Source organism: Sphingomonas phyllosphaerae (assembly GCF_036946485.1).
Lineage (GTDB): Bacteria > Pseudomonadota > Alphaproteobacteria > Sphingomonadales > Sphingomonadaceae > Sphingomonas > Sphingomonas phyllosphaerae_E.
Genome location: NZ_JAQIJA010000005.1, coordinates 1,136,298 through 1,153,753, shown reverse-complemented (window position 1 = coordinate 1,153,753; position 17,456 = coordinate 1,136,298). Strand labels below are relative to the sequence as shown.

Below are 17,456 nucleotides of genomic sequence, written 5' to 3'. Positions count from 1 at the left end.
CCCGACCGTCGCTTCGGCATCGAACCGTCGTGTCGCGGTTGCTGGCGGCGGCGTCGTTGCTCGCCGCGGGCGCATCCGCCGCGCAGGCGCAGACAACGCGCTCGGTGCTCGACACCGGAATCCCCTTCGACCTGCCGCAGACCGATCGGGTGACGGTGCTCCAGCGCCCGCACCCCGAGATCGATGCGCTGGGCGTTCACGCCGGTGCCTTCCTGGTCTTCCCGCAGATCGAACTGGCCGCCAACGCGACCAACAACGTCTTCGGCGCCACCACCGACACCGATTCGGACGCCTTTGCGACGGTCGCGCCGCGGATCGACGCGCGCAGTGACTGGTCGCGGCACCAATTGTCGGCCCATGCCCGCGGCACCTTCCGCCGCTATCTCGATTATTCGATCAAGAACGAGAACGGCTACGACATCGGTGTCGAAAGCCGGCTCGACATCTTCGGCGAATCGAACGTGCGCGCCGCGGTGAATGCCGACCGCATCTACATCACCCAATTGTCGGGCGATTTCCCGCGCTTCGCCGCCGCTTCCGTGCCGCTCGACCGGCAGGTCGCGTCGCTGCGCGGCACCGCGGCGTTCAACCGGCTGCAGCTCATCGGTGACGTCAACGTCACGCGACTGGATTATAGCGACACGCGCGCGCTGGATGGCACGCTGATCGATCAGGATTATCTGGATCGTACCGCCACCCGGCTGACCGCGCGCGCCGAGTATAACATCTCGCCGGTCACGTCGCTGTTCGTGCAGGGCATCTACACGCTCCACGACTATAAGGTCGTCAACTTCGACTTCGACCGCAGCGGCGACGAGCTGCGCGTGATCGGGGGCGCGGCGTTCGATCTGACGCCGCTGATCCGCACGCGGCTGGGCGTCGGCTATCTGACGCGCCACTATGACACGACGGGCGTCGGAAATCTCAGCGGGCTCGCGCTCGATGCGCAGGTCGATTATCTGATCACCGAGCTGACCACGATCAGCCTGACCGCGCGCCGCGACGTCCGCGACGCGATCATCGTCGGCTCGCCCGGCTATGTCGCGACGCGGCTGACCGCGGAGGTCGATCACGAATTGTTGCGCAACCTGATCCTGATCGGCCGCGCCGACATGGAAAAGGACGATTTCTCGCGCATCGATCGCAACGACACGCTGTTCCATGTCGGGGCGAGTGCATTGTACACGCTCAACCGGTCGATGGTGCTGACGCCGTCGATCGACTATTCCAATCGCGACAGCAGCGGCGCGCAGATTGGGCAACGCTTCAACGAAGTACGCGCAGGGTTGAGCCTGACGTTGCGGCGCTGAGCCGCGGCGCGGGCAGAACAAAAGGGTAAGCGATGGCGGAAGCGACGAACGTGCGACCCGAGGATAGCCAGGATCTGGCCGGCCTCTTCTCGCGCCTGAAGCGGCACCTGCCGATCATTCTGGCCTGTGTGGTCGTGATGGTGGTGGTGGCCTGGGGGATCAGCAAGGTGCTACCGCGCCGCTACACCGCCTCGGCCCAGCTCGAATATACGCCGCAGAGCCCGGTCGCCGGTGCGCCGCAGCCGCAATTGTCGGATCTGGCGCGCGACGCGAAGATCGACGCCGAGGTGCAGACGATGAAGTCGCTGCCCGTCGCGATGCGCGTCGTCGACCAGTTGAAGCTGGATCGCGATCCCGAACTGCGCGCCGCCGCCAAGGATTTCGCGACCGATGCCGCCACCGGCAAGCAGGCGATCGCCGGTGCGCTGCTGACGAACCTGAACGCGGCGCGCGTCGGCACGACCTCGCTGTTCGAGGTCGGCTATACCGACAAGAATCCGTTGAAGGCGATGCAGGTCGCCAACGCCTTCGCGCAGGCGTTCATGGCCGAGGATCTCGAGAGCAAGGCTACCGAGTTCAAGGACGTCGATTCACGCCTCAACGGCCAGCTCGACGAACTGCGCCGCAAGGTGGAGCAGGCCGACGCCGCCGTCGCCGCCTTCCGCGTCCGCAACAACCTGCTCGGCCTGCCCGATTCAGTCACCGCCGAACAAGAGATCGCCTCGATCCGTGGTGCGCTCGCCTCGGCGCGTGCCGAGGAGGCCGCCGCGCGCGCGCGCAGCGCGGCCAGCGGCTCGACGATCGTCGGCGGTGGCACCAACAGCCCCTACAGCACTGCGACGATGGCGGCCCTTCGCCAGCAGCGCGCGCAGGTCGCCGCGCGCGTCGCCTCGCTCCAGTCGCGTTATGGTGAGCGTTATCCGGCGCTCGCGGACGCGCGCAAGGAACTCGACGCGATCGACGTGCAGTTGAGCGGCGAAATGCGCGACCTGTCGCGCTCGGCGGGCAATGCCTCGCAGGCGGCCGGCTCGACCGCTGCCTCGCTCGAGGCCAGCCTCGCCGCCGCGCAGGCGCGCCTGACCAACAACGTGCGCTCGTCGGTGGAACTCGCCGATCTGCAGCGTACCGCGCAGAACGCGCGTGACGCGTATCAGCAGCTTCTCAACACCAGCACGCAGCAGAACGCGCAGCAGTCGATCGTGCGCCCGGACAGCCGCATCGCCGCCCCGGCGACGATGCCGCTGAGCCCCAGCTCGCCGAACGTTCCGGTGTTGCTGTTCATGGGTGCGGTGCTCGGCCTCGCGATCGGTCTGGCGATCGCCTATGTCCGTGAGCGCTGGGTGCAGGGGCTCGACACGGTCGACGATATCGAGACGATGCTCGGGGTCGACTACTTCAACAGCGTGCCGACCCCGGCCAGCTCGATCGAGAAGCCGCGCACCAGCGATCCGGCCGAAGCGACGCTGCTCCATCCGCTGTCGGCCTATACCGAGGCGTATCGCAACCTGGCGACCAGCCTCAGCTTCGCCGCGTCGTCGGTGCAGGGCGGCAAGATCCTGGGCATCACCTCGGCGCTGCCCAAGGAAGGCAAGACCACGACCTCGACCTCGGTCGCGCGCGTGCTGGCCACCGGGGGATCGCGCACGCTGCTGCTCGACACCGATCTGCGTCGCCGCTCGGTGTCGGTGGCGCTCGCCGCGCAGGCGCGCGTCGGGCTCGGCGAGGTGCTCGCCGGCACCGCGACGCTCGACGAGGTGATCCTGCGCGAGGAGCAGACCGGGCTCGACGTCCTGCCGCTCGCCCCGACCGCCGGCACCTCGCCGCACATCTTCGAGACGCCGGAATTCACCGCGCTGCTCGCCGAACTGCGCCGTCGCTACGAACATGTCGTGGTCGATACCGCGCCGGTGCTCGCGGTCGCCGACACCCGCGTGCTCGCGCATCACTTCGATGCGCTGGCCATGCTGGTCCGCTGGCGCTCGACCCCGGCACGCGCCGCGCGCGCCGCGCTGCATCAGATCAGCTCGGTCGGCTCGGGCGTCACCGGCGTCGCGCTGACGATGGTCAACCTGAAGGTGCAGGCGCAGTCGGGCTTCGGCGATCCGTCCTACTACGCCGATTACATGAAGGACTATTACGCCCAGTCGTGATCCGGTCTCGACCGGATCACCAGCGCGCCGCCCGATGGCCTCGTCCCCTCTCCAGAGCCTGACCGGGCGGCTCCGCGACCGGCGGCTGGCGCGACTGTTCGCGCTGGCCGACCAGGGCTTCCAGGGGCTGGGGAGCATCGCCGCCAGCGCGATCCTCGGCCGCCACCTGCCGCCCGATGCGTTCGGCGCGGTCGGCGTCGCGATCGGCGCCTATTATTTCGTCGCGGGCTTCCACCGCTCGCTCATCACCCTCCCCTATGTCACCGAGCATCGCGAGCATGGCGATGCCGCCGACGATCGCCGCTACCATTCCGACTGGTGGTGGCTGAACGTCGCCGCCGCGCTGGTGCTGGCGGTCGGCTTGGTCGCGATCGCGGCGCTGGTGCAGGTCGCGCTGCCCGCGCAACGCTGGCTCGCCGAACCGCTGCTGCTCGGCGCCGGCATCACCCCGCCGCTGCTTGCCGCCGATTTCGTCCGCCGCTGGTTTTACAAGCAGGAGCGGGCGTGGCTGGCGGCGCTCGTCTCGGCATTGTTCTTCGTCGCGCTGATCGGCGGCGCGCTCGTCGCCGCCGCGAGCCGCCCCGACGCCGTGGCGGGCGCGATGGCGTGGGGCGTGTCCGCGACGCTCGCGACCGTCTTCGCGCTCCTGCTGCTCCGCCCCGCCGCCCCCGCGGCGGCGCGCGCGTGGCAGCGCTTCGCCCCGCACGGCCGCTTCGCCGGCTGGCTCGCGCTCAACATCTTCCCCTACACCGTCTACAGCACCGCCACCGTCGTGATCCTGATCGGTGCGCTGCTCGGCCCCGGCGCGGCGGCGGTGTTCACGGCGGCGCGCACGCTCACCAATCCGGCGGTCAGTATCGTCTCGGCGATCGATTCGACCGACAAGCCGCGCGCCGCCGCCGCGCTCGCGAAAGACGGCGGCCCCGGCCTCCGCCGCGCGATCGGCAACACCCGCCGCACGCTGATCGTGCTGACCGGCGGTTATCTCGCGCTGGTCGCGCTCTTCGCGCACCCGCTGATCGCGCTGGTCTTCCACGGCCAATATGCCGGGGTCGAGCAGGACGTGCAGCTATTGTGCGCCGCCTTCTTCCTGTTCTGCCTCAACCAGCCGTCGGAGACATTGCTGATCGTGCTGCGCGCCAGCCGCACGATGTTCGTCACCCGCGCCGCCACCGCGCTGGTCACGCTCGCCGCGCTGGTGCTCGCGATCCCGCACGGCATCGCCGGCATGGCGATCGCGATCGCGGTCAGCCAGCTCGCCAATATCGTGCTGCTCACCCTTGCCGAGCGCCACGCCCTCAACCGCCTCGCGCTGTCGGAGCCAATGGCATGACGATCCGCTTTTCCGTCGTGGTGCTGACCTATGCCCGCGACCAGATCCTCGCCGATACGCTGACGCGGCTGCACGAATGCCTCGGCCCGCGCGACGATTACGAGCTGGTCCTCGTCGACAACAATGCCGAGCGCGGCACGCGCGAGACGCTGCTCGATCCGTTCGTGCACCGTCAGTATCTGTTCTCGGGGTTCAACAAGGGCGTCCATGCGCGCAACGACGGCTTCGACGCGGCGCGCGGCGAGATCATCGTGCTGCTCGACGATGACGTGCTGGTCGAGACGCCGGACATGCTCGACCTGTTCGCGGCGCGCTTCGAGGAGGACGACCGGCTCGGCGCGATCACCGTCCGCAAGCACGTCCGCGGCGAGACGCGCCGCCGCGTCGACCTGATCCCGCACACCCGCAAGGACGTCGACCTGACGAGCACCTTCCTCACCTTCCGCTTCGTCGGCGGCTGCGTGGCGTTCCGCACCGCCTGCCTGCGCGAGGTCGGCGGCTTCCTGCCCGACTTCTTCTACGGGCTGGAGGAGATCGAGCTGTCGTACCGGATCATCGATGCCGGCTGGCGGATCCGCTACGACCCCGCGATCACCTGCGAGGAGTTGGAGCACCCCGCCGGGCGCGACGCGAAGAAGCGCGTGCAGACGCAGCGGCTGGCGAACAAATATATCATCAGCTATCTTCGGATGCCCTTCCCGGAGGTGCTGGTGAACGCCGCGCTCTTCACGCCCTATCTGCTGATGCGCCAGCGCGGCCAGGCCAGCGTCACCGGCGCGGTGCGCAAATTCCTCGACTGGCGCAAACGCCCCGACCGGCCGCAGCGCAAGGCGATCTCGCGTGAAACCGCCGCCTATATCCGCGAATGCGGCGGCTCGGTGTGGAAATGATCGCGCGCGTCGCGCTGCTCGCTGCGGCGATCTGGGCCGGCTGGAGCGCGACGCCGGGCGGCGGCGCCGCGCTCGACCGCTCCCGGCTGCGCCCGGCTTTCATCGAGGACTTCGATCGCGCCCCTGATTTCTGGCACGCCGAAAAGAACCCGAAAGGGCGGTGGAAGACCAATTACTGGTTCGGCGTCCAGCCGACCCGCGCCGAAAAGGGCTGGGAGCCGCGCACGCTCGTCCCCAATGGCGAACTGCAATATTACGGCGATCCGGCCGAGGGCATGTCGGCCTTCGAGTGGAAGCCGGGCGTGCTGACGATCGCGGCGCGTCCCAACCCGTATCGCGCCGATCCGGCCACCAACCATTTGCCGTATCTGTCGGGGCTCATCACCACCGAGCGCTCGTTCCACTTCACCTATGGCTATGTCGAGGCGCGGATCGCCTTCCCATCGGGCAAGGGGATCTGGCCGGCCTTCTGGCTGCTCCCGGTGCCGGCGGTGAAGCAGGGCAAGCCGCAACAGCCCGGCCCGACCGAGATCGATGTGTTCGAATCGATCGGCGAACCCGGCAAACTCTATTTCACCTATTTCCCGAACCTGCCCAACAACCAGAAGAAAGGCGACGGGATGCCGTGGCAGAGCGGCACCGACCTGTCGCAATTCCACACCTACGGCATGATGGTGACGCCCAGGGAGCTGGTCTGGTATTTCGACGACCGGCCGGTGCGCCGTGTCCCGAACAAGGATTACCACCAGCCGCTCTACCTGCTCCTCAATCTCGCGATCGGCGGCAACTGGCCGGGCGCGCCGCGCGCCGATCAGAAATGGCCGGCACGGATGAAGATCGACTGGGTGCGCGCCTACCGGATCGCCGGCCAGTGACCGCCGTTTCGCGCCTCGGGCTGGGCGGCAGCAAGTTCGGCTCGTTCGCCAACCCCGCCCCTGCCGCCGACAGCGAGCGGCTGGTGCGCACCGCGCTCGATCTCGGCGTCACCGTGCTCGATACCGCCAGCATCTACGGCCAGGGCGACAGCGAGCGGATCATCGGCCGCGCGATCGCCGGGCGGCGCGACGCGGCGTTCGTCGTCACCAAGGGCGGGCAAACCTTCTCCGCCAAATACCGCGTGCTGCGCACCGCCAAGCCGCTGATCCGCGCCGTGCTCGCGCGGCGCGGCGGCGCGGGCAATGCCGTCACCGCGCAGCGCGCCGATGCGATCAGCGCCGACTGGCGGCCGCGCACCGTCGTCGCCAGCCTGGATGCATCGCTGAAACGGCTGCGCACCGACCGCGTCGAGGCGTTCCTGCTCCACAGCCCGCCCGCGCATGTCGCCGCCGATGCCGAGCTGGCGCTGGCGCTGGTCGCCGCGCGCGCCAGCGGCAAGGCGCTGCGGATCGGCGTGTCCTGCGACGATCTCGCCACGCTCGATGCCGCGCTCGACCAGCCCGGCTATGACGTGCTGGAGCTGCCGTGGGACGTGCTCACCGCGCTCGGCAAGCGCGCCGAGACGATCCGCGCGCGCGGGCATCTGGTGCTCGCGCGCGAGGTGGTGACGCTGCAACCCGGCCTCACCCCGGCACAGGCGGTGGCGCGCGCGATCGCGCATCCCGCGGTCGACTGCACCGTGGTCGGCACCGGCAAGCCCGAGCATCTGCGCGCGCTGGCCGCGATCGCGCGCGGGTCGGCGCGATGATCGCCGACGCGCGCCGCGCCGCGCTGCCCGCGCGGATCGACGCCGATCTGGTGATCGTCGGCGCCGGCCCGGCCGGGATCACGCTCGCCTTGACGCTGGAGGATGCCGGCTGGGACGTGGTGCTGGTCGAGGCCGGCGGCGACAGGTTCGACAAGGTCGGGCAGGATTTCCTGCGCGCGCAGACGGTCTCCCCCTCCTCGCACTCGCCCGGCGAGATGTACCGCCGCCGCCAGTTCGGCGGCACCAGCGCGGTGTGGGGCGGCCGCTGCATCCCCTTCGACCGTATCGACTTCGAGACCCGCGACTGGATGCCCGCCGCGCGCTGGCCGATCGCGCATGACGAGATCGCGCGCTTCTATCCGCAGGCGATGGCGCTCGCCGAGGCCGGCGCGTTCGACGTCACCGCCGCCGCCGCCGACCCGCGCGAGCGCGACCCCGCGCTTCCCGGCACCGGCGACGATGCGATCACCGAGCGCATCGAGCGCTTCAGCCACCCGACCGATTTCGGCGGCTGGTATCGCAAGCGGCTCGCCGCAGCGCCGCGGCTGCGCGTCCTCACCAACGCGCCGGTCGACCAGATCCTCACCGCCGACGACGGCGCAGTCGCCAGCGGCGTCCGTCTCCGCCTGCCGGATGGCGCGAAGGTAACGGTCGCCGCGCCCCGCGTCGTCATCGCCGCGGGCGGGATCGAGACCGCGCGGCTGCTGCTCGCCAGCGACGAGGCGCGCGCGTGCGGGCTCGGCAACGAGCATGATCTGGTCGGGCGCTATTACCAATGCCATCTGGAGGGCACGCTCGGCACGATCGCTTTCCACCCGCCCGCCGGGCACGACCGCTTCGACTATTTCCGCTCGCACGACGGCGTCTATTGCCGCCGCTATCTGTGGCTGTCGCCGGAGGCGCAGCGGCGCGAGCGGCTCGCCGGCATGGTGCTGCGCCCCGCGCACCCCAGCATCGTCGATCCGGCGCACCGCCATCCGGTGCTGTCGGCGATGTACCTCGCCAAGAACATGATCGTCCCCGAATATGCGCGCAAGATGACCGCGCTGGAGCATGACGCGCGCGCGCAGCGCGGCGGCTCCTCGGCGGCGTTCCATGCCGCGCACTTTCGCAACGTGCTGCTCGGCGCGCCGCGGCTGGCGGGGTTCGCGCTCGACTGGACGCGCCGCCGCATCCTCGCGCAGCGCAAGCTGCCCAGCGTGCTGCTCGCCGAGCCGGGCGGCGTCTACCCGCTCGACCTCAACGGCGAGCAGGAGCCGCATCGCGACAGCCGCGTAATGCTCGGCAACGAGCATGACGGTGCCGGAATGCGCCGCGCGATCATCGACTGGCGCTGCACGGCGGCGGATCGCGCGCGGATGATCGCGGGCGTGCGCGTGATCGCGGCGGCGGTGAACCGCAGCGGTCACGCGACGATCACGCTGACCGACGCGGAGGCACAGGCGTGGAGCGACCATCCGGTGCCGGTCGGCGGCCACCATATCGGCACCGCCCGCATGGCCGACACCGCGGCGGAGGGCGTGTGCGACGCCAATGCTGAGCTGTTCGGCACGCGCGGCGTGTTCATCGCCGGCGCGGCCAGCTTCCCCACCTCCAGCTTCGCCAATCCGACGCTGACGCTGCTCGCGCAGACGCTGCGGCTGGCGGAGCATCTGCGCCGCACCGGCTGACCCGCCCGCCCCAAAGCGGGACAGGCAGACCGGTGTCGCGCAATCGTCGCGCAATCGTCACGGCTGCGTAACAGCAAGGCGTCAGGCGCGCGGTTAACAGGAGGTTAACCTTATGCGCCGCTTTGCCTTGCTCGCCACCGCTGCCGCCACACTCGCCCTCGTGCCTTCGACGGCCGGCGCGGTCACGTTGATCTCGTCCTTCTCGGTGGAGAACGGCACCGATCTGTCGGGCTTCGCCAATGTCGGCGACAATCGCTTCGGCGGCTTCGGGTCGGACCTCAGCTATGACGCGAGCACCGGCACCTTCTGGAGCACCACCGATCGCGGTCCCGGCGGCGGCGTCCTGTCCTACGCCCCGCGGCTGCAGGGCTTCACGCTCGACATCGACGCGAGCGGCAAGATCAACGGCTTCAAGCTGACCAACACCGTCCTCTACCATGACGGCGCGAACAACTATAACGGCCTCAACCCGCAGTTGCTGAACGGCAGCGTCGCCGATCTCGGCCGCTCGCTCGATCCCGAAGGGCTGGCGCGGCTGCCCAACGGCAATTTCCTCGTTTCCGACGAATATGGCCCCTCGGTCTACGAATTCCGCACCGACGGGCAGTTCGTCCGCGCGTTCGAGGTGCCGTCGAACCTCGTCCCGCGCGACGGCAACGGCGGGGTCGATTACGTCGGCGGCGCAGGCACGATCGTGAACGGCCGGCAGGACAATCGCGGCTTCGAGGGGCTGACCGTCAGCAAGGACGGCAAGACCGCTTATGCGATTCTTCAGGACCCCCTGGTCAACGAGGGCCGCGCGCCGGACGGCTCGGCGAACGGCGTCTACAGCCGCAACACCCGCATCGTCGAATTCGACGTCGCCAGCGGCAAGCAGACCAAGCAATATGTCTACCAGCTCGATGCGGTCGACGAGATCAACAAGGGCATCACAAAGGGCACGTTCGACGCCGACAAGCAGGGGCGCTCGATCGGTGTTTCCTCGCTCCAGGCGGTCGGCGACAACAAGCTGCTGGTGCTGGAACGCGACAATCGCGGCTTCGGCGTCGACGATCCCACCGGCAAGAAACAGGTCGGCGACAAGCGCGTCTATGCGATCGACCTGACCAACGCCACCGACGTCAAGAACGTCAGCCTTGCCGCCACCAACGATCTGCCCGCCGGCATCAATCCGGTCGCCAAGAGCCAGACGCCGTTCCTCGACATCGCCGCCGCGCTGAAGGCGGCGGGTTATCCGATTCCGGAGAAGATCGAGGGCTTCGCCTTCGGCCCGCGGCTGGCGGACGGCAGCTACACGCTGATCGTCGTCACCGACAACGACTATTCGGTCACCCAGTCGGGCAGCGGCGAGCAGTTCGACGTCTGCACCAGCGGCCTCGCCGGCAAGGGCAGCGCCGTGCAGGTGAAGCTCGGCGGCGGCTGCCCGCAAGGCATGACGCTGATCCCCAACATGGTCTACAGCTTCAAGGTCGGGGCCGAAGAATATGCGAAGCTGACCGGCGCGGTGCCGGAGCCGAAGACCTGGGCGATGATGCTCGCCGGCTTCGGCGTGGTCGGTGCCGCGATGCGCCGCCGCCGCAAGCCGAATGCCCGCGCATTGGTCTGATCCACGGCGCTCCTGAACCCGTCGTCACCCCGGACTGGTTCCGGGCTCCACACTTCCGCGATCGCTCTGAGGTGAAAGTTCGCGGAAGCGTGGATGCCGGAACGGGTCCGGCATGACGATCGGGTGTCGCATCGACACCGATCCAATCCCGGCGCAACCGCTCGCCCCCTACCGCCGCCGATCCGGCAACACCCGGTCGATCCACGCACCCAGCCGCCCGTGCGACCACGCCAGCGCGCGGTACACCGCCAGCACGCGCCGCGCCCATCCGGTGTAGAGCCCCGGCCGCCCTGTCCGCAGCGCCAGCCGCGCGATCCGGTGGCTGTCGCGCCCGATCATGTACCGCATCCGGTACACCAGCTTGCGTCGCACCGGCAGCGCCGCCGAGGGCGCAACGCGCTTCACCGGCCGCACCGCCTCGTCCCCGCGAGCCCAAGTCAGCCGGTACGCCAGCCCCTCGCGGCGATGCCGGAACCCCGCCGCCTGCGTCTGCTCGACGAACGCCGCGTCGACTTCGGTCAGCGCCAGCCGCCCCTCCGCAACCGCGCCCGCGATCATGGCGTGGATCTCCGGCGAGCGCGCGATCACCACATTGGTCCCGCGCCCGTCCGAAGAATAAGGCTCCACCCACGCATCGCCGAACGCGACATCGGCGGTTTCCGAGACGACATCGTCGCACCAGTCGCAGGCCGGGTTCTGGAAGAACCCCGCCCCCCAGTCGCCATCGGCCAGATGCCACCAGTCCTCGGCCCGCGCGCTGCCGTCGTCGAGCGTCAGATGCGCGCGATACCAATTGGCGGGTCGCCCGGCGTCCTTGATCCGGTAATCGACCGCCCGCACCCGCGCGATCGGTGCGCCTAGCTGCCACGCGAAACTGTCGACCAGCCGCGCGCTCTTCTGATGGCCACAAAACAGCCCGAGCAGATGCGTCACCCGCTCGCCGATCACCGGATCGGTGCGCCGCAACAGGTTGAGCGCCTTGATGAAACACGGCACCGCCACCACCGCATAGCGCCCCGGCGTCGCACGGATCGCCGCGATCACCGCGGACAGCTCGACCGGATAGTAGCGCGACTTCGCGCCCCCCGCGATCTCGGCGGCATCGCGCGACAGGCGATAGGAGAAGAAGCGCCCGTCCGCCTGCGGTTCGGCGACCGGCGCGACATGCGCGACCGCATCGACCGCGCCGGTGCGCAGCAACTCCGCCGCGACCCAGCTCACCATCCCGCCCGAGCTGCCGTTCTCGCGAAATCCGTCTTCCGCGACATGCCCGACCCAGTTCGATTCGAACCGCCCGAGCAGATCGCTGCGCCCCGCCGCCGCCGGGAATCGCTCGGCGGCCAGAATGTCCTCATCGACCGCCGCCGGCGAGAACGGACAGCGCGCCGCAAAGGCGTCCCCGCCCTGTGCGGCCGCATCGGGTTTCCACAAGCCGTCGCGATCCATGCGCATCGTCGCCGCGCACCCGCCGCACCCGATGCACAGCCCCGCCGCAACGATGTCGCGCGGGTGCAGCGCCTCAACCAAGCGCCGCGTCCAGGAACCGCGCGGACTCGGCGCGCAGCGTCGCGATCCGCGCGCCGATCGCCGCGTCGTGCGGCGCGGTCAGCAACGTGTCATAGGCGTCGTCCGTCGTATCGGGCGCCACGATATGCCGCCCGGCATCCAGCGCCGCCGCCAGATCGCGCACCTTGTTGAAGCGATACGAGGAAGGCGCGGTGACGAACGGCGTGCCGTTGATGAGCGCGAAGACGCAACCGTGGAAGAAGTTGGTGACGAGCGCACTCGCCCCCGCCACCCGCTCCGCGAAGACTTCGGGTCCTGCGTCGATCTCCTGCGTATCCGCCCAGTCGTTGCGATAGCCGATGCTGTGCAGCCTGACTCCGTGGCGCGCGCTCCACCGCCGCAGTGCCTGCGCCAGCCAGTCGGGAAAGCCGTGTCCATACACCAAGGCATAACGCTCGCCGTCCGCCGCCCCCTGCGGCACCCGCTCGGCGAATTGCAGCACCGGGTCGAGCACCAGTGGCGGGGTTTCCGCCACCGCCTGCTGCACCAGCGCCTGCGCATTGGCGTCCCGCACCGAGATCGCGGTGAACCGCCGCAGCCGCGCCGCCCATTCGGCGCCGATCCCGTCGGCGGCGTCATGGTTCCCGAAACTGGCCGCATAGGACACGAGGCGCGGCGTCTCGATGCCCTCGCCGAAGAACAGCGGCGTTCCCGCATACCAGGGATGCCGGAAGTTCCAGACCTCGTCGCTGCCGACCACCACCGCGTCGAGCGTCGACAGCGCCCGCGGATCGTCGAGCGCGAAGGACGCCGATCGCGGCAGGTCCTCGATCGCGGCGACGAACCGCCGCGCCTTGGCCTTGTACGCCGCCAGGTCCGCCGCCTGCGTCCGTTCGGGCAGCGTCGGCTGCAACGCGCATCGCCATTCGGCCCGGACCACCGCATCGCTATGATGGTCCAGCAGCCGCGCATCATGCCCCTTCGCGCGCAACCCTTCGACCAGACAACGTGCCTGCCAATAGGATCCGTAATTGATGCAGCGGTGAAAGGTCAGGACGCCGACCTGCGCGGGTGATTCGGTCATTACGGTGACAATCTTTTCGAAACGACGCGGTTCCAGACGCTTGCTCACACCGCGGCGATGACGCTTTCTCAACTTATCTGTGTTAACGTCGGTCCATGGAAATCGTGTACCTCTACAAGTCGCTGATCGACATCATCGTCGAACAGAGTGGATCGGCGGCATTGCTGCACGTCCACGCGGGGCTCGCGATTTACCTGCTCGCGCTGATGGTGGTTCGGCAACGCCGCGGCGGCTTTCTGGCGCTGCAATGCGTGCTCGCCGCCGAATTGGCGAACGAGACGATGGACTGGCTGGCGGCCAGCCCGAAATGGACCTGGGCCGACACGATCTCCGATTTCATTCTCACGCTGATGTGGCCGACGGCGATTACCGTGGTGATCGCGTGGCGGCGCCGACGCTGGCAGAAGGCCGTCGCCACGCTTGCGCGTCCCGCCGCAATTCCGGCAACGTCAAGCGGCGCTGCACCGTTTGCATCCACCTGAACGCTTGCCAGACCGGCGGTCGAGTCGCTAGCGGGCAAGGCTGGGATGCCGCCCGGGGGGCGGTTCATTCAAGGGAGCGACCGTCTTGCGCATTACCATGATCGGTTCGGGCTATGTCGGCCTGGTTTCAGGCACATGCTTTGCCGACTTCGGCCATGACGTGATTTGCGTCGACAAGGACAAGGGCAAGATCGACCGGCTGCTGGCCGGCAAGATGCCGATCTACGAGCCGGGCCTCGAAGACCTCGTCGCGCGCAACGTCGCGGCGGGCCGGCTGAAGTTCACCACCGACCTCAAGGAAGCGGTCGCGGGCGCAGACGCGGTGTTCATCGGCGTCGGTACGCCGACGCGCCGTGGCGACGGCCATGCCGACCTGTCCTATGTCTATGCCGCCGCGAAGGAAATCGGCGAGGCACTGACCGGCTATACCGTGATCGTCACCAAGTCGACCGTGCCGGTCGGCACCGGCGACGAGGTCGAGCGGATCATCCGCGAGGCCGCGCCGAACGCCGAGTTCGGCGTCGTCTCGAACCCGGAATTCCTGCGCGAAGGCGCGGCGATCGACGACTTCAAGCGCCCCGACCGCATCGTGATCGGCTCCGGCGACGACCGCGCGACCGAGGTGATGCGGCAGGTCTATCGTCCGTTGTACCTCAACGCCGCGCCGATCCTCGTCACCGCGCGCCGCACCGCCGAGCTGATCAAATACGCCGGCAATGCGTTCCTCGCGACCAAGATCACCTTCATCAACGAGATCGCGGACCTCTGCGAGAAGGTCGGCGCCGACGTGAAGGACGTCAGCCGCGGGATCGGGCTCGACAATCGCATCGGCTCCAAGTTCCTCCACGCCGGTCCGGGCTATGGCGGGTCGTGCTTCCCCAAGGACACGCTGGCGCTGCTCAAGACCAGCCAGGACTTTGACGCGCCGCAGCGGATCGTCGAGGCGGTGGTCGCGGTCAACGACAACCGCAAGCGCGCGATGGGCCGCAAGATCATCCATGCGATGGGCGACGACGTCCGCGGCAAGACGATCGCGGTGCTCGGGCTGACCTTCAAGCCCAACACCGACGACATGCGCGATTCGCCCGCGATCGCGGTGATCCAGGCGTTGCAGGACGCCGGCGCCAAGGTGAAGGCGTTCGACCCGGAGGGCACCGAACAGGCCAAGCTGGTGCTCGAGAACGTCGATTATTGCGACGGCCCGTATCAGGCGATCGAGGGCGCGGACGCGCTGGCGATCGTCACCGAATGGGACGAGTTCCGCGCGCTCGACCTGCCGCGCGTGAAGTCGCTGCTCAAGGAGCCGATCCTGATCGACCTCCGCAACATCTACACGCCCGCCGAGGTGCAGGCGGCCGGCTTCCGCTACACCAGCATCGGCCGCTGATCGAAGACAGCGGGGCGACGGACCAGCGGTACGTCGCCCCGCTTCTTCTTTGCTTTCTTCATTCCCGCGTCGGCTAGCCCTCCGCAGAACTTCCCGTCATCCCGGACTTGATCCGGGATCCCGCTTCTTACCTCGACCGACAGAAAGAAGCGGGGCCCCGGATCAAATCCGGGGCGACGAAGGAGGCGATGTTCGCGTCAAACGCAGGCGAGGATTGCGGAAATCCTGACCGCCGAACTGACCCGGACCTCGCGCAAACACCTCACCTTCACGGTAGCGACGTCACCCTACCCCGCCGGCAGACACGCACGCCGCTGATCGACCCGATCCGCACCGCCTGGCGCGCGGGTCAGCACCGATAGCGCGCGGCACGTCCGCCCGCCCTCGGCCTCCGCCTCGCCCGCGACGACGAAGCCGTGCACCTGCCCTGCCGACTCATACCATTCCTGCACCTCGCCGCTGCGCAGCGCCGCCGCGATCGCCGTCGCGCGGCCACCGACGTCCGCCGACCGATCGTCGCCGCTCGTCGTCGGCTCGACCATCGGTGCCGTCACCGCGGCCGGGCGCGGCCGAACCGCGCGCGCCTCGACCACCGGCGCCGGCGGCGCGATCACCTGTTGCGGCACCGGCACGCTTACCGAATAGTTCACCGCGCGCACCGGCGGCGCATGGGTCGCCGCCATCGACAGCCCGCCCGCGCTCACCGCCAGCAGCACGCCCATGATCCCGGCCGCGCGCCAGCCGCCGCCGGAGCGCGCCCGAACCGGCTCGTAGAAGGGATAATGCGGCCCCGGCGCCGCGAAACGGCGCTCGCGCGTGATCCGCAGCGGCCCCAGTTCGATCACCGTGCGTCGGATGATGTCGCGCCCGCCTGTCACCTGCCGCTCTCCTGACAAGCGCCCTTCATCGGCCGCCACGCCGCGCTTGGCAAGCACGCTCAATTCGCCATCGGCCCGTCGAACAACAGCCCGAAATAATCGCCCTTGTTCCACACCGGTCGCTGCGGCGCGTCGGCGATCTCGCGCGCGATCCGATAGTTGGCGTCGACGAAGCGCACCCCCTGATCCCACAGGATCGGCTGCGTCAGGTCGTCGCACGGGCGGTGATAGCAATTGTCCATGAACGTCGCGATCGCCGCCTTGCCCGGCCCCTTCTCGCCCGGCCACAGGAACACCGACGGCACGCCCTTCTGCACGAAGCGATAATGGTCGGAGCGGACGAAGATCGCCTGCTCGGGCATCGGATCGGGCGACAGGCCGACGCCGATCCCCGCCACCGCGCGTGCGATGATCGGCCCCAGCGTCGAGCGATCGCCGCCGAACGCCACCATGTCCTCGAACTTGTAGGTCAGGATCGGCATGTCGAGGTTCACGTCGGCGACGATGTCGCCGATCGGCACGGTCGGATGGTTCGCGAAATAGTCGCTGCCCACCAAGCCCTTTTCCTCGGCAGTCACCGCGAGGAACAGGATGTTGCGCTTCGGCGGGGGTCGCGGCCTTGAAGCGCTTGGCGGCCTCGATCAGGCTGGCGATCCCGATCCCGTCGTCGAGCGCGCCATTGTAGATCGTGTCGCCGTTCACCGCCTTGCCGACCCCGACGTGGTCGAGGTGCGCGGACAGCACCACCGTTTCCTTGCCCAGCACCGGGTCGCTGCCGGGGATCATGCCGACGACGTTGCTGCTCGGGATGGCGCGGAAGGTGGTGCCGCTGGCAATCGACAGCGTCCCCGCAGCAGTCGCCGGCCGCACCTTCAGCGTCTTGCGCGCCGCGCCCTTGGCGAGCGCGCGCCACTGCCGCCCGAACACCTTCGTCGCGCCCGCCGGTGAGAGCGTGCCGAGCAGCGGCACGTCGCTGGCGCTGCCGGTCCCGTCGGGGCGCGCCCAGGTGATCCGCTCGGCGGCATAGCCCTTCGTCACCGCCGCGAACGACGGCGCGCCGCGCCCGGCCTTGCGCAGATCGGCGATTGCGATCACCCCGACCGCACCATGCTTCGCCGCCGCGCTCTGCCGCGCCGCCGCGCTGCCGAAGGTGGCCGCCACCTCGCTCGGCAACCCGGCGGGCGCGCCGCCGACATAGGCGACGATCTTGCCGCGCACATCGACGCCCGCATAATCGTCCAGCCCATATTGCGGTGCTTCCAGCCCATAGCCGACGAACACCACCGGCGCGGCGACGTTGGTCGCCTTCGCCGCCGGATTGGCCGCCGGGGTGAAGTCCGTGCCGAACGCCAGCGGCGTGGCGGCCCCGCCCGTCGCGGTCCACGACGCCTTGCCCTCGCCTGCGATCTTGTACCCGGTCAGCGGCACGTTCTGCAGATAGCCGCCGTCGTCGCCCATCGGCTTCAGCCCGGCGGC

General features: G+C 69.1%; 12 protein-coding genes and 3 pseudogenes. 11 read left to right on the top strand and 4 right to left on the bottom strand.

Translation table 11 applies throughout. From position 1 onward, the window contains the following. Window positions 1–29: 29 nt before the first annotated feature. The 9 genes and pseudogenes from PGN16_RS14135 to PGN16_RS20270 all read left to right on the top strand — a co-directional run. On the top strand, window positions 30–1,310 hold the full coding sequence (locus tag PGN16_RS14135) for an outer membrane beta-barrel protein (RefSeq protein WP_335310012.1): 1,281 nt from the start codon (window positions 30–32) through the stop codon (window positions 1,308–1,310). 32 nt (window positions 1,311–1,342) lie between these two features. Continuing rightward, window positions 1,343–3,460, top strand: coding sequence for a GumC family protein (locus tag PGN16_RS14130; RefSeq protein ID WP_335310011.1), 2,118 nt, complete (start codon window positions 1,343–1,345; stop codon window positions 3,458–3,460). A gap of 34 nt (window positions 3,461–3,494) precedes the next feature. Continuing rightward, on the top strand, window positions 3,495–4,793 hold the full coding sequence (locus PGN16_RS14125) for a lipopolysaccharide biosynthesis protein (protein WP_335310010.1): 1,299 nt from the start codon (window positions 3,495–3,497) through the stop codon (window positions 4,791–4,793). Continuing rightward, the gene (locus PGN16_RS14120; protein ID WP_335310009.1) at window positions 4,790–5,683 is read left to right on the top strand and encodes a glycosyltransferase family 2 protein; all 894 of its coding nucleotides are present in this window, start codon (window positions 4,790–4,792) and stop codon (window positions 5,681–5,683) included. Before PGN16_RS14125 ends, PGN16_RS14120 begins: the two co-directional genes overlap by 4 nt. Beyond that, window positions 5,680–6,558 carry a glycoside hydrolase family 16 protein gene (locus PGN16_RS14115; RefSeq protein WP_335310008.1) on the top strand — a complete coding sequence of 293 codons (879 nt, stop codon included), beginning with the start codon at window positions 5,680–5,682 and terminating at the stop codon, window positions 6,556–6,558. Before PGN16_RS14120 ends, PGN16_RS14115 begins: the two co-directional genes overlap by 4 nt. Further along, window positions 6,555–7,367: an aldo/keto reductase gene (locus PGN16_RS14110; RefSeq protein ID WP_335310007.1), complete on the top strand. Its 813-nt coding sequence runs from the start codon at window positions 6,555–6,557 to the stop codon at window positions 7,365–7,367. Before PGN16_RS14115 ends, PGN16_RS14110 begins: the two co-directional genes overlap by 4 nt. Further along, window positions 7,364–9,037: an FAD-dependent oxidoreductase gene (locus tag PGN16_RS14105; RefSeq protein WP_335310006.1), complete on the top strand. Its 1,674-nt coding sequence runs from the start codon at window positions 7,364–7,366 to the stop codon at window positions 9,035–9,037. Before PGN16_RS14110 ends, PGN16_RS14105 begins: the two co-directional genes overlap by 4 nt. A gap of 112 nt (window positions 9,038–9,149) precedes the next feature. Further along, window positions 9,150–10,349 (top strand): annotated as a pseudogene (locus PGN16_RS14100) (esterase-like activity of phytase family protein); the annotation flags it as partial. Between the two features lie 180 nt (window positions 10,350–10,529). After that, window positions 10,530–10,643 (top strand): annotated as a pseudogene (locus tag PGN16_RS20270) (PEPxxWA-CTERM sorting domain-containing protein); the annotation flags it as partial. A gap of 168 nt (window positions 10,644–10,811) precedes the next feature. Here PGN16_RS20270 and PGN16_RS14095 read toward each other — a convergent pair. Both PGN16_RS14095 and PGN16_RS14090 read right to left on the bottom strand, forming a co-directional pair. Next, window positions 10,812–12,170: a Coenzyme F420 hydrogenase/dehydrogenase, beta subunit C-terminal domain gene (locus tag PGN16_RS14095; RefSeq protein WP_335310004.1), complete on the bottom strand. Its 1,359-nt coding sequence runs from the start codon at window positions 12,168–12,170 to the stop codon at window positions 10,812–10,814. Further along, window positions 12,163–13,233, bottom strand: coding sequence for a polysaccharide pyruvyl transferase family protein (locus PGN16_RS14090; RefSeq protein ID WP_335310003.1), 1,071 nt, complete (start codon window positions 13,231–13,233; stop codon window positions 12,163–12,165). Before PGN16_RS14090 ends, PGN16_RS14095 begins: the two co-directional genes overlap by 8 nt. A gap of 95 nt (window positions 13,234–13,328) precedes the next feature. On the opposite strand from PGN16_RS14090, the gene PGN16_RS14085 reads away from it, so the two are divergent. Both PGN16_RS14085 and PGN16_RS14080 read left to right on the top strand, forming a co-directional pair. Continuing rightward, entirely contained in the window at window positions 13,329–13,715 is a 387-nt protein-coding gene (locus PGN16_RS14085) for a hypothetical protein (RefSeq protein WP_335310002.1), read from the top strand. Between the two features lie 85 nt (window positions 13,716–13,800). Further along, entirely contained in the window at window positions 13,801–15,102 is a 1,302-nt protein-coding gene (locus PGN16_RS14080; protein ID WP_335310001.1) for a UDP-glucose dehydrogenase family protein, read from the top strand. 937 nt (window positions 15,103–16,039) lie between these two features. Here the strand turns inward: PGN16_RS14080 and PGN16_RS14075 are convergent. Both PGN16_RS14075 and PGN16_RS14070 read right to left on the bottom strand, forming a co-directional pair. After that, window positions 16,040–16,534 (bottom strand): M28 family peptidase, encoded by a 495-nt coding sequence (locus PGN16_RS14075; RefSeq protein ID WP_335310344.1) that lies wholly within the window; start codon window positions 16,532–16,534, stop codon window positions 16,040–16,042. A 118-nt stretch (window positions 16,535–16,652) separates the two neighbouring features. Then, a pseudogene (locus tag PGN16_RS14070) lies at window positions 16,653–16,766 on the bottom strand (hypothetical protein); the annotation flags it as partial. Window positions 16,767–17,456: the final 690 nt, after the last annotated feature.